Below are 13107 nucleotides of genomic sequence, written 5' to 3'. Positions count from 1 at the left end.
TTTGAACCATTTAGAGTATATGTTTCATCAAGGTTTTTTTAACACCAGAGCACCATTTTTTATGGATATGGTAACATTTATAGTCTCTTTGTTGCCACTTCTAGTAGCAACTGCTATATGGTTTGCCAGAAAAAAGCAGTATAAAACTCACATCTTTTTTCAAATACTTATATTTGCCTTTTCTGTTGTTGTGCTGACATATTTTGAGTATGGAGTTAGAGTAAGTGGTGGATTTAACTCTTTTATGGAGGGCAGCGGTGTTTCGCATAGTTACGCTTCTGTCGTTCTTGTTTTTCATATTGTTATATCTTCAATAACACTTTTCTTATGGGCAGCTACCATCTTTTTATCCAAGAAAATGCTACAATCAAAAAAGCACAAAAAAGCTGGACTTATAACATTTTCAGGAGTTGTTCTTACATCCCTGACTGGTATATGGGTCTATTTTTTGATGTTTGTATACTAGTTGATATTATGCACTAAAGCAAATAAGTCCGTTTTAGTGGGAGGGACGCATAGTCCATTCCAACCCCCTAAAGCCACGAAAAACAAGTTTTTTGAGAATCATTAGGTCTATTTATGAACTTTTTATAAAAGTGCATAATATCAACTAAATCAACTAAATGGAGCTTAAGATGAAATACACTTTAAAATTTAGGTTATGGCACTGGCTAAATGCGCTTGTTGTTCTTATTATGCTTGGAACTGTTTTTTTAAGAGAGACATTTTTAAACAAAAAAGAGAATGCTCAGCTTTTGATGACAAAGCTCTCTGATATGGGAAATGATATTACCATAGAAGATGCGACCATTTTGGCAAAGGCGCTTCGTGAAAATATGTGGCAGTGGCATATCATTTTTGGCTATGCACTTGCATTTTTGGTTGTGTATAGAATTATTTTAATTTTTATAGACAATAGCCAAAGAGAGAGTTTTGGCTCACTTACTCTTCATAAAAAAGCAGTAAGAGTACTATATTGCCTTTTTTATGGAGCAATTGTTTTTATGAGTGTGAGTGGTCTTGCTATACATTTTCATGAAGTACTTAGTATCACTAAAGAGCTTGTTGAAAATATTAAAGAGATGCACGAGAGTATTTATGTTGCTATATTGGTTTTTGTTCCTTTACATATTGCAGGAGTTGTGATTGCAGATGCAACAGAAGAAAATGGTCTGATTTCAACTATGATAAATGGAAAAAAAGTTTAAAGGTAGAATAGAACATGATAAAACTAGAAAGTATGGCACCAGAGTTTTGTCTGCCAAATCAAGATGATGTAGAGATATGTTTTAGAGACTTAAAAGGAAAGTGGATAGTGCTATATTTTTATCCAAAAGATAACACCCCTGGATGCACAACAGAGGCGTGTGACTTTAGCGATACAGCTTCAGACTTTGGTGCACTCAATGCTGTAGTCATAGGAGTTAGTGCAGATAGTACAAAAAGACACCGAGCTTTTATAGAGAGTAAAGATTTATCCATAACTCTTTTAAGTGACGAAAGTAAAACAATGCTGCATGAGTATGGTGTTTGGCAACTAAAAAAGAACTACGGTAAAGAGTATATGGGAATCTCTCGTACAACTCTTATCATAAATCCAGATGGCATAATTAAAGCGATTTGGGAGAAGGTCAAAGTAAAAGATCACGCTAAAGAGGTGAGAGAGAAGTTAGAGGAGCTGGCTAAAAGCTAATTTTTTGACTATAAAAGCAAGATTTTCTTTATGCTAAAAGAGTAGATCTTTTAGCATAAGTTAAAATTAGAATCTATAGCGAAGATAAAGACGGATATCTTGTGCTTTGTCAACAATATTGCCACCCATTCCAGCGCCAATTGCTTGCTCCATGGTCATAGGTGTACCCGTAGTATTTCCAAAGAACCCATTACTTCCACTATATTTATAATCTATATATGTATAACGAAGTTGAAGAGAGAGAATATCCTCAACTAAATACTCTGTAAGATAAGCTTCATAAGCATCACCGCGAGCTGCAAGTTTTGAACCTATGTTTGTATCTTCACCATAAGTTATGCTTCTCCAATATTTACTACCATGATTATACTCTAGACCCCATCTTCCGTTTTTAGTGAGAAGCGATGGAAACTGTGTGCCAACCCAGTAGGATGTTCCTACTTCACTCTCTGTTGAGCCTAACATTCCATTGCTGACACCATTGTTGTCGTTTGGATTGGTAATACTCATAGCGGCACTAAAAAATAGAGTTGTATCATCTAAAAATTTGTTCCACTTATTACCAATTCCTTTTGCCACAAAGTTGATAGTTCCACTATGCATACCGCCAACTGTGTTAAATCCTTGAGTGTAATCTGCCGCATTCTTTACATCAATTAGATTGTTTGCATAGTAGTATTGTGTAGCTATGGAATACTGTTTGTTGTCGTACGGAACAAAGATTAGGCCCAACAAGTCTATGCCCGCGTTTGCTGTTGCATCGTTAACATCAGCATAAGGAGTTGATGAAAATTTTGGAGCAGCGTTGCTCATACCTCGTCCAGCACAAAACTTTATGTAGGTTCCAGTAGCTTTGTTTAACATAAATTGTGAGCTGACTCCATCAAACTCAACATTAATGCTGTGTCCAAGTGGAGATGCTTCTTTGTCATCATCTCTAAGATTTACAAGGTGACCATTGGTTGATGGACGACGACCAACACTAAATGTCCATGGAATATCAAGTCCCATAAACTCTACATCTTTGTAAAAAAGATAAGCTGAACGAACTCTTAATGTGTCATTGTAAGCATTTTCATTTGCTACCCAGTCAAATGAGTCAAGTGAGGCATTTGCTGGATCCGATGCGCCTGAACGAGCGCCAAATGCTTTATTGTATGCGAGTTGAGCACTAAAACTTAGATGATTTGTAGCTTGATAGCCCATATTCATCCAGAGTCTATTCGTCATAAACGCGTTGTTCTTGTGTGTATCCCCATTTGCCATTTTATAGTTCATGTTCTCAATCGCAAATCTATAATCAAGATTGAATTTAACATGGTTTCCAGATGTATTTCTATTTATATCAGAGATGCTCTCTTCAATATCATCAAGTCTCTCTTCTATAGTTGGTTCATCAAGCTCTTTTTTGCTGGATTTAGCCATGATTAGTGGCTTTTTATCATCTCCTTCTTTGTCTGCAACAGTAGGCTGCTTATCGCCATCTTGCTTTTTAACAACAGTCGTTTTTTTAGGCTCATCTTCATCATCTTCGTCGTCATCTTCTTTGGCTACTTTAGTTGGAGCAATAGATTTTGCTGAAGTAGTTGTTGCTGTCTGTTTGGAAGCTTTGAGTGTTACAACTTCCTGTTTTAGCCTGTTAAGCTCTTTTTCCATAGCGTCAAATCTCTCTAGCATTGACTGCGCTTTTAAGTTTGGTACAAGTAACGATGCTACGGTTAGAGATAGCAGAAGCGGTCTATTCATTTTCATTCCTTATGATAAAAAGTATTTTTAGTTATATAATACTTTTTTATAATTTTATTCTCACAACACTATACCAAGAAAATATAAATTTTATTTTAAGAAGGCTCTATTTTTTATAAAAATATATTATATATAGGCACACAAACAGTATACAAAAAGCTAGCCTTAAATATATTTTAACTATAATTCCGAGATTTTTCTTCGTTTTAATGATGAAAATATTAGACAGGTATGTATCATAAGTCAGTGCAACTCCCTCTTTAGGTGTAGATTTGCCAGATATTACCGAAGACAACTGACAAATTTCTGGCTTGAAAAATAGCCCTTAAAGGACCTTATATGGTAACTATGAAAGACTTATTGGAATGTGGCGTTCACTTTGGACACCAAACTCGTCGTTGGAATCCAAAAATGAAAAAATATATTTTTGGTGTTCGTAAAAATATTCATATTATTGACTTACAAAAAACACTTCGTTACTTCCGTAACACTTACCAAATCGTTGTAGATGCTGCACATGAAGGTAAAACCGTTCTTTTTGTTGGTACAAAAAAGCAAGCAAGTGCTTCAGTAAGAGACGCTGCTATTGGCTGTAATATGCCTTATGTAGATAACAGATGGTTAGGTGGTATGCTTACAAACTTTCCAACAATCCAAAAATCTATTCGTAAACTTGACATCATCTCTGAGATGCAAGCAAATGGACAAATTGACCTTTTAACTAAAAAAGAGGCGTTAATGCTTTCTCGTGAAAAAGAGAAATTAGAGTCATATTTTGGCGGTATCCGTAATATGAAAAAGCTTCCGGATATGCTTTTTGTCATGGATGCTGCAAAAGAGCACATCGCTGTTTTAGAGGCTCGTTGTTTAGGTATTCCAGTTGTTGCTCCACTTGATACAAACTGTGATCCAGACCTTATCACTTACCCAATTCCTGGAAATGATGATGCAATCCGTGCCATTCAACTTTTCTGTAATGAGATGAAAGAAGCTATAAACGAAGGTAAAGCACTAGCTAATGGTGGTTCAACTGCTGCTTCTGAAGAAGTTACAGAAGAGTTAAGCGAAGCATCGTTTGAAGAAAAAACATCAGAGGAAGCGTAATTATGGAAGTTACAGCAGGAATGGTAAAAGATTTGCGTCAGGCAACTGATGCACCAATGATGGATTGTAAAAAAGCTCTTAGTGAATCTAATGGCGACATGGAAAAAGCTAAAGAGTGGTTACGCGATCGTGGTATGGCTCAAAGCGCTAAAAAAGCTGACCGTATCGCTGCTGAGGGACTTTTAGGTCTTAAAGTTTCAGATACTTTTACATCGGCTTCACTTGTAGAGATTAACTCTGAAACTGACTTTGTTGCAAAAAATGATGGTTTTATAAACCTTGTTAATAACACAGCGGCACAAGTTTTTGTAACTAAATCAAGCAGTGTTGAAGAGTTAAATGAGTCATCGTACGAGACTGATACTTTCTCTGAATATTTCAGTGCTCAAGTTGCACGCATTGGTGAAAAAATTGTAGTTCGTCGCTTCATAACTCTTAATGCAGCTGAAAATGGTTGTGTTAATGGTTATGTTCATTCAAATGGACGCATAGGAGTTTTAGTTGCTGCAAAGTGTAGTGATGCAAAAGTTGCAGCAGCACTTGCTCCAATGCTTAAAAATGTTGCAATGCACGCAGCAGCTATGAAACCTACAACTCTTACATCAAAAGATTTTGATCCTGCGTTTGTAGAGGCTGAAACTATTGGTCGCATCGAAGCTATTAAGACAGAAAATGAAGAGCTTGGTCGTTTGAAAAAACCATTGAAAAATGTTCCATTATATATTTCAATGTCACAACTAACTCCTGATGTTTTAAAAACAGCAGAAGATGCAATCAAGGCAGAACTTGCGTCGGAGGGTAAACCTGAGAAAATCTGGGGAAATATTATTCCTGGGAAAATGGCTCGTTTTATCGCTGATAACACAACTTTAGATAAAGAGCTTGCGCTACTAGACCAAAACTATGTAATGGATGACTCTATGAGCGTTGCAGAGGCAATCGCAAAAGAAGCAGAAAAACATGGCGGAACGGCTGAGTTAGTAGAATTTATCAAATATGAAGTTGGTGAAGGCTTAGAGAAAAAAGTCGACAATTTCGCTGCTGAAGTTGCAGCTCAAATAAGTTAAGGGATTTCCCTTAACTCGTCACAATTCCCCACAGTTCTTATATTCCACAATCAGATAATTCAAAATTCACTTCAAAATAATAAAAAATAGATATAATTTTTTCAAATAATCCAAAGGGCTACTTTTGAATAAAAATAAAATTGTTGTAATTGGTGGTGGCTATGCAGGTTTACGAACTATTGAGAAATTAGCCAAAAATCCTAAAAATGAGATAGTTTTATTTGATAGGAATTCATATCACTTTATGCAAACAGATGTCTATGACTTAATTGCAAACGAAGAGGACTTTGCTCATGTAAGTGTTGATCTCTTTACTTTTTGCAGTGGTTTCGATAATAATGTAACATTCATAAAACAAGATGTTACGAACATTGATTTTACAAATAAAAAAATTATTACCCCTATTCAGAGATATAGATACGATTATTTAGTTATTGCAGTTGGTTCTCGTACTAAGTTTTTACCAGATGTTATAGGGCTTAAAGAGTATGGATACGGCGTAAAAGCCCTTTATCGTGCTATGTACTTTAAACAAAAATTTGAAATGTCTCTGTTTAATAGAGTAGAAGAAAATGGCACTAGTTGCAATGCTTTAAATATTATTGTTGCAGGAGGTGGACTTAGTGGGGTTGAGATAGCGGCTCAAATGGCATCTTATTCCAGAGAGTTTTATAGCAACAATAACTTTATTTGTAGAAAACTAAATATAATGATAGTAAATTCCGGCGAGCACATACTAAAGGGAATTGATAAGCGTTTGGTGCATAAGTCGGCAAAGAGGTTAGATGATTTGGAAGTTGTTGTTAAAAACAATAGAAAAGTTGTTGAACTAACAAAAGATAGCGTTAAGCTTAGTTGCGGTGAAATTATACCTATGGATTTTTTAATTTTTGCAGGTGGAATAGAGCCAAGTGCTTTGGTTTATAATCTTAATTTACAAAAAAATAGCGCTGGATACATAGCAACAAATAAATTTTTACAAACAGAGACATATTGCGATGTTTTTGCAATAGGAGATTGTACAACGATCTATCACAATGACAGAATAGTTGCTCCTACCGCAGATACAGCAGAACAGATGGCGGAGATATGTGCTAAAAATATAGAAAATTTAATATATGGCAGAGTATTAGTTGAACACAGTATAAAATCTCGTGGCGTGTTAGTTGCACTTGGAAGAAATTATGCTGCGTCAAAGATTTTTGATCTCTACTTTAGCGGTTATTTTGCCTATATTCTAAAAAAATTAGTTGAGAAAATCTATGCTAAAAGGTTGGATATTCGCTCACATAGAGGATGCAAAAAGATATTTTGTAGTTAAATTTGCTATAATCGTTTCATGAATTTATTATCCGCAAAAAACCTATCTCACACATTTGAATATGAATTATTTCGTAATGTTAATATTGATTTAGAGGCAAAAGAGTCTATAGCAATTATTGGCATTAGTGGAAGTGGTAAATCCACTCTTTTACATATTTTATCCACTCTCTTAATCCCAAACGGTGGCTCCATATCTCTCTTTGGTAGTGATATTAAGGATTTAAATAGAAAAAAATTAGCAGACATAAAGAGAGATGATATAGGTCTTGTTTTTCAATCCCACTACCTTTTTAAGGGGTTTAGTGCGCTTGAAAACCTTGAAGTAGCTTCTATTCTCTCATGTCAAGATATTGACGCGCAGTTACTTGGGAGATTAAATATAAATGAGGTTATAAATCAAAAGGTAACAGAGCTCTCCGGCGGACAACAGCAGCGAGTCTCAATTGCTAGAGTGCTAACTAAAAAACCAAAGATACTATTTGTTGATGAGCCAACGGGAAATCTGGACAAAATAACTGCAAGTGAAGTTATGGATATTTTTTTTGAATATATAGAAGAAAATAGCGCCGGCATGGTGCTTGTTACTCATGATGAACAGCTAGCTTTTAAGTGTCATAAAGTTTATAGACTTGAAAATAGAGAGCTGATAAAAGTCAAATAATGGATTGGGCACATGTTTTTAGTGAGGCATACATAGTTGGTTTTATTCTACTTTTTTTTAGATTTGCTGCACTTTTTATAGCCACTCCTATATTTTCTCACAACTCAATTATTCCGAGCCTAAAAGCGGCTATGGCATTTTTCTTTGCGATAGTTTTTTACTCTTCAATGCCGGTAATAAATATTCCAATAACAACTCCAAGCATAGCTATCGCAATACTTAGCGAAATACTGTTTGGTTTAGCAGTAGGAATTGTGTTGCAACTTGCATTTAATGTTATATCTTTTGCCGGAGGCCAAATATCTTTTATGATGGGTTTTTCGATGGCAAGCGCCATAGATCCACAGTCTGGTGTCTCTATGCCGATTATCTCACAGTTTTTATCTTTAATGGCTTTGATGATTCTTTTTTCAATGGATATGCACCACTGGATACTCCTTTTTATAGAAGAGTCTTTGCATAAAGTTCCACTTGGTGGTTTTGTGATGAGCGAAAACCTTTTCAATTATATTTTGAGTGCGACAGCAAATATGTTTATGGTTGGTTTTGTTATAGCATTCCCTATCACAGCACTATCTCTTTTGTCTGATGTGATATTTGGAATGCTTATGAAAACTATGCCACAATTTAACCTTCTTGTTATAGGTTTTCCTATAAAAATAACAGTTGCATTCGTTATACTTATCACAACTCTAGGCGCAACTATGCTGATTTTAAAGACTCAGATGCTTGCTGCATTTAATTTTTTAGAGATACTTTTTTAGTTTTTTTTGATACAATAATGTCAAAATAGGGATTCCAAAGGGAACTTAATGATGAACATACTGCTTTTAAACAACAATCCAGTCGTAACTAAATTAGTGACGCTTAGCGCACAAAAAAGCTCAGATAAGCTTGATGTCGTCGAAAGCATCGATGAAATTTCTTCCGATAAATATGATCTCGTCGTCGTCGATGATTCACTTTATTCACAGGAAAATATGGATGAGTTAAATGCTAGAGTAGAGTTTAAAAAATCATTATATATATGTTCAAGAAATGCAGAACCGGTTGAATCTTTTACTGCCACACTAAAAAAACCTTTTTTACCAACCGATTTGGTTGAGTTGTTTATAGGCTTTAGTAGAAGCGTTACGGTTGTTGCCTTAGATGAACCAGCAGAACAAATAGCCAAAAGTATTGTTTCGGATGAGATAGATGAGATAGTAGATGATTTTGATGTGGATGAGTACTCAAAAGAGATTAAAAACAGTGGCTTTGATGAGCTAGAAGCAATAGATGATTTGGATACTTTTGATGAGTTGGAGACTCTGGATGAGCTCGATGCTCTTGATGAGTCAGAGACACTAGAAGATTTGGATGCTTTTGATGATTTTGATGATGTACAAAGTAATAAAATAGATTTTAGCAGTGATGAGTCAAGAGAAGATATCTCTTCAATACTTGACAAAGATGATCTAAAAGAGGTGCAAACGCTTCTTAAAGAGACTGAAAAAGAAGAAGATAATGATTTTGAATTAGATTTTGATGATGAAGAAGAGATAGAAGAAGCTAAAGAAAATTTAGAAGATAGTTTTGATTTTGATGAAGAGCTTGAAGAAGAATTAGTTGATAAGCCAGAGAGCGTTACGCAAGGAGTAGTGTTATTTGAAGATGACGAAGATAATTTTGAAGACAAAACGGAAGAAGTTGTTCTTGGTGATGAAAAGAAAGATGAAATAGAAGATGAGCTAAGTTTTGAAGATGATGAAGAGTTTATTGATGAGTCTTTAGAGACAGATAGCGAAACAGAGGCATTCGAAGATAACCTAGAGGATATGGAAGATGACGAGGCAGCTGAAGATATAGAATCTAAAATAGAGGAAGCCATGCAAGATTTGAGCGAAGAAGATTTGCAGAGTGAGATAGATGAAGATATTTTATTTGATTTAAATTCATTAACTAGTAGAGACTTTAAAATTGCAATTGGCGAAGAGTTGAGTGAAGATGAAATACAAGGAATAGAAGAGATAGCAGATGATCTATCAGACAACAAAGAGTCAGATCAGGATTTGTCTGAAATGATGGAAAATGAAGAGACAATAGAAGAAGAGGATGAGAATGACGATAGTAATGGAGTGGAATCATTAAAAAAACTTCTGAGCGCTCTTTCAAATGAAAATGTAGCCGCTTCTTTGAAGGGCATGAAAATAAGCATTAATATAACTTTAGGCGGAAAATAGTGAATTGGAAATCAGGTGCAATACTGGTTTTATCTGGTCCTAGTGGTGCTGGAAAAAGTTCATTATTGAAAGAAATTATCAATGATATTGGAGATTGTTACTTCTCTATTTCAACAACAACTCGTGAAATTAGAAATGGCGAAACAGATGGTGTTGAGTACCATTTTGTAAGCGAAGAAGAGTTTAAAAAAGATATAAAAGAAGAAAATTTTCTAGAGTATGCTCTTGTACATGGCAATTATTATGGCACTTCGCTAAAAGCTGTAAAAGAAGCACTCAATAATGGCAAGTTGGTCCTTTTTGATATAGATGTGCAGGGAAATACGCTTGTCAATAATAGACTTGGTGACATAACAACATCTGTATTTATCTCTCCGCCCACTCTCTCGGAGTTAAAAAAACGCCTAGTTGCTCGTTCAACTGACTCACAAGAAGTTATAGATCGTCGAATTAAAATGGCAAAAAGAGAGATACAAAGAATTAGTGAATATGATTATCTTTTAATAAATGATGATCTTAAAAAAGCAGCTGAAATTTTAAGAATAATTGCAAAAGCAGCAAGAATGAAAATTCCAGATAATGTGATAAATGAATTTGTCCAAAACTGGGAAGATGTTGAATAATTCTTGAGTGTTACTTATGTATATACGATAAGATAAATTACAGCTTCTTACGGCTATAATCTTGACTTAATTTTATAGAAGGATTTGATATGGGAATCGGCGGACAAGAGTTATTATTAATATTGGCAATCGTAGTTATACTTTTTGGAGCAAAAAAAATACCTGAACTAGCAAAAGGCCTAGGAAAAGGGATTAAAAACTTCAAAGAAGAGATGAAGAGTGATTCAAATGACGCTGATGATATCAAAACTGCTTCTACAACAACACCTAAAGAAGTTAATGGTGCACATCACGATACAGCATCTTCTGAGACTACAAAAACTACAACTCAAGCGTAACTTTTGAAACAACGAGTATCGGCGCTTTTGCGCGAAAAGTTTGGTCGTGAAGTTGTTTTAGAGAAGCCAAAAGATCGCTCTTTTGGTCATTTTGCCACCCCAATAGCTTTTTCACTAGCGAAAGAGCTAAAAAAATCTCCAATGGCTATCTCTGATGAGTTAGCATCTTCTTTTGAACAATCTGATGTTTTTAATAGTGTAGAGTCTGTAAAAGGGTATCTCAATTTTCGCCTAAGTGAAAATTTTTTAAATGATTATGCCTCATGGGCACTACAAAACCAAGATGAGTTTGCAAAGCAAGATAAAAAAGAGAAAATTCTTCTAGAGTTTGTTAGTGCAAATCCTACAGGACCTCTTCACATAGGTCATGCTCGAGGCGCTGTTTATGGGGATACTCTTTATAGATTGGCAAAACATTTGGGTTACGATATCACGGCTGAGTACTATGTAAATGATGCTGGAAATCAGATTGATTTGCTTGGTCTCTCAATCCAACTTGATGGTCGTGAAAATATATTAAAAGAGAGTGTAGAGTATCCGCAAAGCTACTATCGTGGCGAGTATCTTACAAAATTAGCAGAGGAAGCAGTAAGTAGATTTGGTAAAGAAATTTTGAGTGATGAGTCTCGCCAAAAAGAGCTAGCTCTCTGGGCTAAAGATGGCGTTATGGAGATTATTACTAAAGATTTGGCAGATACAAATATCTTCTTTGACAATTTTGTAAACGAATCATCACTTTATGCCGACTGGGATAGGGTTATGGTAAAGATGGGTAGTGGCATCTATGAAAAAGATGACAAAATTTGGATAGCATCTACTCAAAAGGGTGATGATAACGACAGGGTTGTTGTCCGCGAAGATGGCAGACCAACATATTTGGCAGGAGATATAGTTTATCACAACCAAAAGTTTGAGCAGGCTTATGATCACTATATCAATATTTGGGGTGCTGATCATCATGGTTATATTGCCAGAGTAAAAGCATCTGTTGAGTTTTTAGGCTACGACGGCAACAAACTTGAGATACTTTTGTCGCAGATGGTTAGTCTACTTAAAGATGGCGAACCATACAAGATGAGCAAACGAGCGGGTAATGTTATCTTGATGAGCGATATCGTCGAAGAGATAGGTTCTGATGCGCTTAGATTTATATTTGCTTCTAAAAAAAGTGATACTGCTTTAGAGTTTGACTTAGCTGAGTTTAAAAAACAGGATAGCTCAAATCCAATTTTCTATATTCAGTATGCTCACGCGAGGATAAAAACAGTTATCTCTAAAAGTAGTTTGACTGAAGATGAGATTATGTCAGCAACACTGAAAAATCTTGATGAAAATGCAGATATTTTGATGTTTGATGCTCTTTTACTTCCTGAAATAGTAGAAGATGCTTTTGCTTCAAGACAGATTCAAAAACTCCCAGAGTATCTGAAATCTCTAGCTGCGTCAACACATAAATTTTACTACGATTGCAGAATTATTGGAACGAAAGATGAAGCAAAATTCTTAAAACTATTAACTCTCGTTGCCCTCTCTCTTAGAGTAGGACTCTCTTTGATGGGTATAAAGGCAAAAGATTATATGAGCAAAGAAGAGGAGACAATCTAGTCTTCTTTTTTAGTAAATCCAGCATAGCCTTTTAGCTCTGGAAATAGTTCTAAAATCTCATCTAGTCTTGATTTGGTTATTTGAATTAAGATAGGATTTTTACTCTTATCTAGCCAACCAACAATTTTTTTCATATTTTCTAGACTCATTGAAGTGCATCCGCTAGTAGGTGCATTTTGTGATGCTTGGACATGTAAAAATATACAAGAACCTCGGCCTTTAAACTGCTCTTTGTTGTGTAAAACAACTACTCCAAACTCGTATTGGCCATCATCCCGTCTCATATACTCAAAGCTTTTTGGGATATTTTCCGGCTTTGTAAAATCAACCCTAATAATTTTATTGTATTGCTCTGAGTCTGTATCATCAATGCAAATAAGCTCTTTGTCTGACTTTTGATAAGGCATTTTACTTTGGTTATTCTCTTCGTACCCAAACAGACTATCAAGCAAAAAAATTCCTAAAGGTGCTTTTTTGTCACCCTCATATTTTAGTGGTTCATCTTGTTCTTGCCCTATCTCTATCTCTCCAACGCCATAGGCTAGTCCATTTAAGCCAATATTTACATCAAATGGAGCAAAAACCTCTTTTGAGTTTTCAAAACTCATTAGCACTGCTTTTTTAGAATCTATGTTTTCACTCACGACTAAAATAATTTGTGAGCTAGCATATAGAAACATTTGAACAAATGCAATAATTAAGAAACTTTTTACCATAAAGTATGT

The 13107-nt window shown here is 35.2% G+C and carries 14 protein-coding genes; 12 read left to right on the top strand and 2 right to left on the bottom strand.

Going from position 1 to position 13107, the window contains the following annotated elements:
• Window position 1 precedes the first annotated feature (1 nt).
• The 3 genes from PHV22_RS04855 (at window position 2) to bcp (ending at window position 1693) form a co-directional block, all read left to right on the top strand.
• Entirely contained in the window at window positions 2-466 is a 465-nt protein-coding gene (locus PHV22_RS04855) for a DUF420 domain-containing protein (RefSeq protein ID WP_299946128.1), read from the top strand.
• A 169-nt stretch (window positions 467-635) separates the two neighbouring features.
• Window positions 636-1208, top strand: coding sequence for a cytochrome b/b6 domain-containing protein (locus PHV22_RS04850; RefSeq protein WP_295022086.1), 573 nt, complete (start codon window positions 636-638; stop codon window positions 1206-1208).
• A 14-nt stretch (window positions 1209-1222) separates the two neighbouring features.
• On the top strand, window positions 1223-1693 hold the full coding sequence (gene bcp / locus PHV22_RS04845) for a thioredoxin-dependent thiol peroxidase (protein ID WP_295022087.1): 471 nt from the start codon (window positions 1223-1225) through the stop codon (window positions 1691-1693).
• 66 nt (window positions 1694-1759) lie between these two features.
• Here bcp and PHV22_RS04840 read toward each other — a convergent pair whose 3' ends face one another.
• On the bottom strand, window positions 1760-3439 hold the full coding sequence (locus tag PHV22_RS04840; protein ID WP_299946125.1) for a DUF3373 family protein: 1680 nt from the start codon (window positions 3437-3439) through the stop codon (window positions 1760-1762).
• A gap of 339 nt (window positions 3440-3778) precedes the next feature.
• Here PHV22_RS04840 and rpsB point away from each other — a divergent pair, with 339 nt between their 5' ends.
• The 9 genes from rpsB (at window position 3779) to argS (ending at window position 12382) form a co-directional block, all read left to right on the top strand.
• The gene (gene rpsB / locus PHV22_RS04835; protein ID WP_299946123.1) at window positions 3779-4543 is read left to right on the top strand and encodes a 30S ribosomal protein S2; all 765 of its coding nucleotides are present in this window, start codon (window positions 3779-3781) and stop codon (window positions 4541-4543) included.
• A 2-nt stretch (window positions 4544-4545) separates the two neighbouring features.
• On the top strand, window positions 4546-5610 hold the full coding sequence (gene tsf / locus PHV22_RS04830; protein ID WP_299946120.1) for a translation elongation factor Ts: 1065 nt from the start codon (window positions 4546-4548) through the stop codon (window positions 5608-5610).
• 124 nt (window positions 5611-5734) lie between these two features.
• Window positions 5735-6931 carry an FAD-dependent oxidoreductase gene (locus PHV22_RS04825; RefSeq protein WP_295022093.1) on the top strand — a complete coding sequence of 399 codons (1197 nt, stop codon included), beginning with the start codon at window positions 5735-5737 and terminating at the stop codon, window positions 6929-6931.
• Window positions 6932-6949: 18 nt separating this feature from the next.
• Window positions 6950-7594 (top strand): ABC transporter ATP-binding protein, encoded by a 645-nt coding sequence (locus tag PHV22_RS04820; protein WP_295022094.1) that lies wholly within the window; start codon window positions 6950-6952, stop codon window positions 7592-7594.
• The gene (gene fliR / locus PHV22_RS04815; protein WP_295022096.1) at window positions 7594-8358 is read left to right on the top strand and encodes a flagellar biosynthetic protein FliR; all 765 of its coding nucleotides are present in this window, start codon (window positions 7594-7596) and stop codon (window positions 8356-8358) included. The genes PHV22_RS04820 and fliR overlap by 1 nt, the downstream gene beginning before the upstream one ends.
• A gap of 48 nt (window positions 8359-8406) precedes the next feature.
• A complete protein-coding gene (locus PHV22_RS04810) occupies window positions 8407-9816 on the top strand; it encodes a hypothetical protein (protein WP_295022097.1) in 1410 nt (469 codons plus the stop codon).
• On the top strand, window positions 9816-10439 hold the full coding sequence (gene gmk, locus PHV22_RS04805) for a guanylate kinase (RefSeq protein ID WP_295022099.1): 624 nt from the start codon (window positions 9816-9818) through the stop codon (window positions 10437-10439). The genes PHV22_RS04810 and gmk overlap by 1 nt, the downstream gene beginning before the upstream one ends.
• 89 nt (window positions 10440-10528) lie before the next feature.
• The gene (locus tag PHV22_RS04800; RefSeq protein ID WP_295022101.1) at window positions 10529-10777 is read left to right on the top strand and encodes a twin-arginine translocase TatA/TatE family subunit; all 249 of its coding nucleotides are present in this window, start codon (window positions 10529-10531) and stop codon (window positions 10775-10777) included.
• A gap of 3 nt (window positions 10778-10780) precedes the next feature.
• Window positions 10781-12382, top strand: a complete 1602-nt coding sequence (gene argS / locus PHV22_RS04795) for an arginine--tRNA ligase (protein ID WP_295022103.1) — start codon at window positions 10781-10783, stop codon at window positions 12380-12382.
• Here the strand turns inward: argS and PHV22_RS04790 are convergent.
• On the bottom strand, window positions 12379-13098 hold the full coding sequence (locus PHV22_RS04790; protein WP_295022104.1) for a L,D-transpeptidase family protein: 720 nt from the start codon (window positions 13096-13098) through the stop codon (window positions 12379-12381). The two genes, argS and PHV22_RS04790, sit on opposite strands and share 4 nt — an antisense overlap.
• Window positions 13099-13107 lie beyond the last annotated feature (9 nt).

Origin of the sequence: Sulfurimonas sp. (assembly GCF_028713515.1) — a bacterium.
Classification (GTDB): domain Bacteria; phylum Campylobacterota; class Campylobacteria; order Campylobacterales; family Sulfurimonadaceae; genus Sulfurimonas.
Note: the sequence above shows the minus strand (reverse complement) of the source record. Positions and strands in the feature narration are given on the sequence as shown.

Coding starts and splice junctions, on each gene's coding strand:
- PHV22_RS04850 (WP_295022086.1), top strand. CDS start 636: ATGAAATACACTTTAAAATTTAGGTTATGGCACTGGCTAAATGCGCTT.
- bcp (WP_295022087.1), top strand. CDS start 1,223: ATGATAAAACTAGAAAGTATGGCACCAGAGTTTTGTCTGCCAAATCAA.
- PHV22_RS04840 (WP_299946125.1), bottom strand. CDS start 3,439: ATGAATAGACCGCTTCTGCTATCTCTAACCGTAGCATCGTTACTTGTA.
- rpsB (WP_299946123.1), top strand. CDS start 3,779: ATGGTAACTATGAAAGACTTATTGGAATGTGGCGTTCACTTTGGACAC.
- tsf (WP_299946120.1), top strand. CDS start 4,546: ATGGAAGTTACAGCAGGAATGGTAAAAGATTTGCGTCAGGCAACTGAT.
- PHV22_RS04820 (WP_295022094.1), top strand. CDS start 6,950: ATGAATTTATTATCCGCAAAAAACCTATCTCACACATTTGAATATGAA.
- fliR (WP_295022096.1), top strand. CDS start 7,594: ATGGATTGGGCACATGTTTTTAGTGAGGCATACATAGTTGGTTTTATT.
- PHV22_RS04810 (WP_295022097.1), top strand. CDS start 8,407: ATGATGAACATACTGCTTTTAAACAACAATCCAGTCGTAACTAAATTA.
- PHV22_RS04800 (WP_295022101.1), top strand. CDS start 10,529: ATGGGAATCGGCGGACAAGAGTTATTATTAATATTGGCAATCGTAGTT.
- PHV22_RS04790 (WP_295022104.1), bottom strand. CDS start 13,098: ATGGTAAAAAGTTTCTTAATTATTGCATTTGTTCAAATGTTTCTATAT.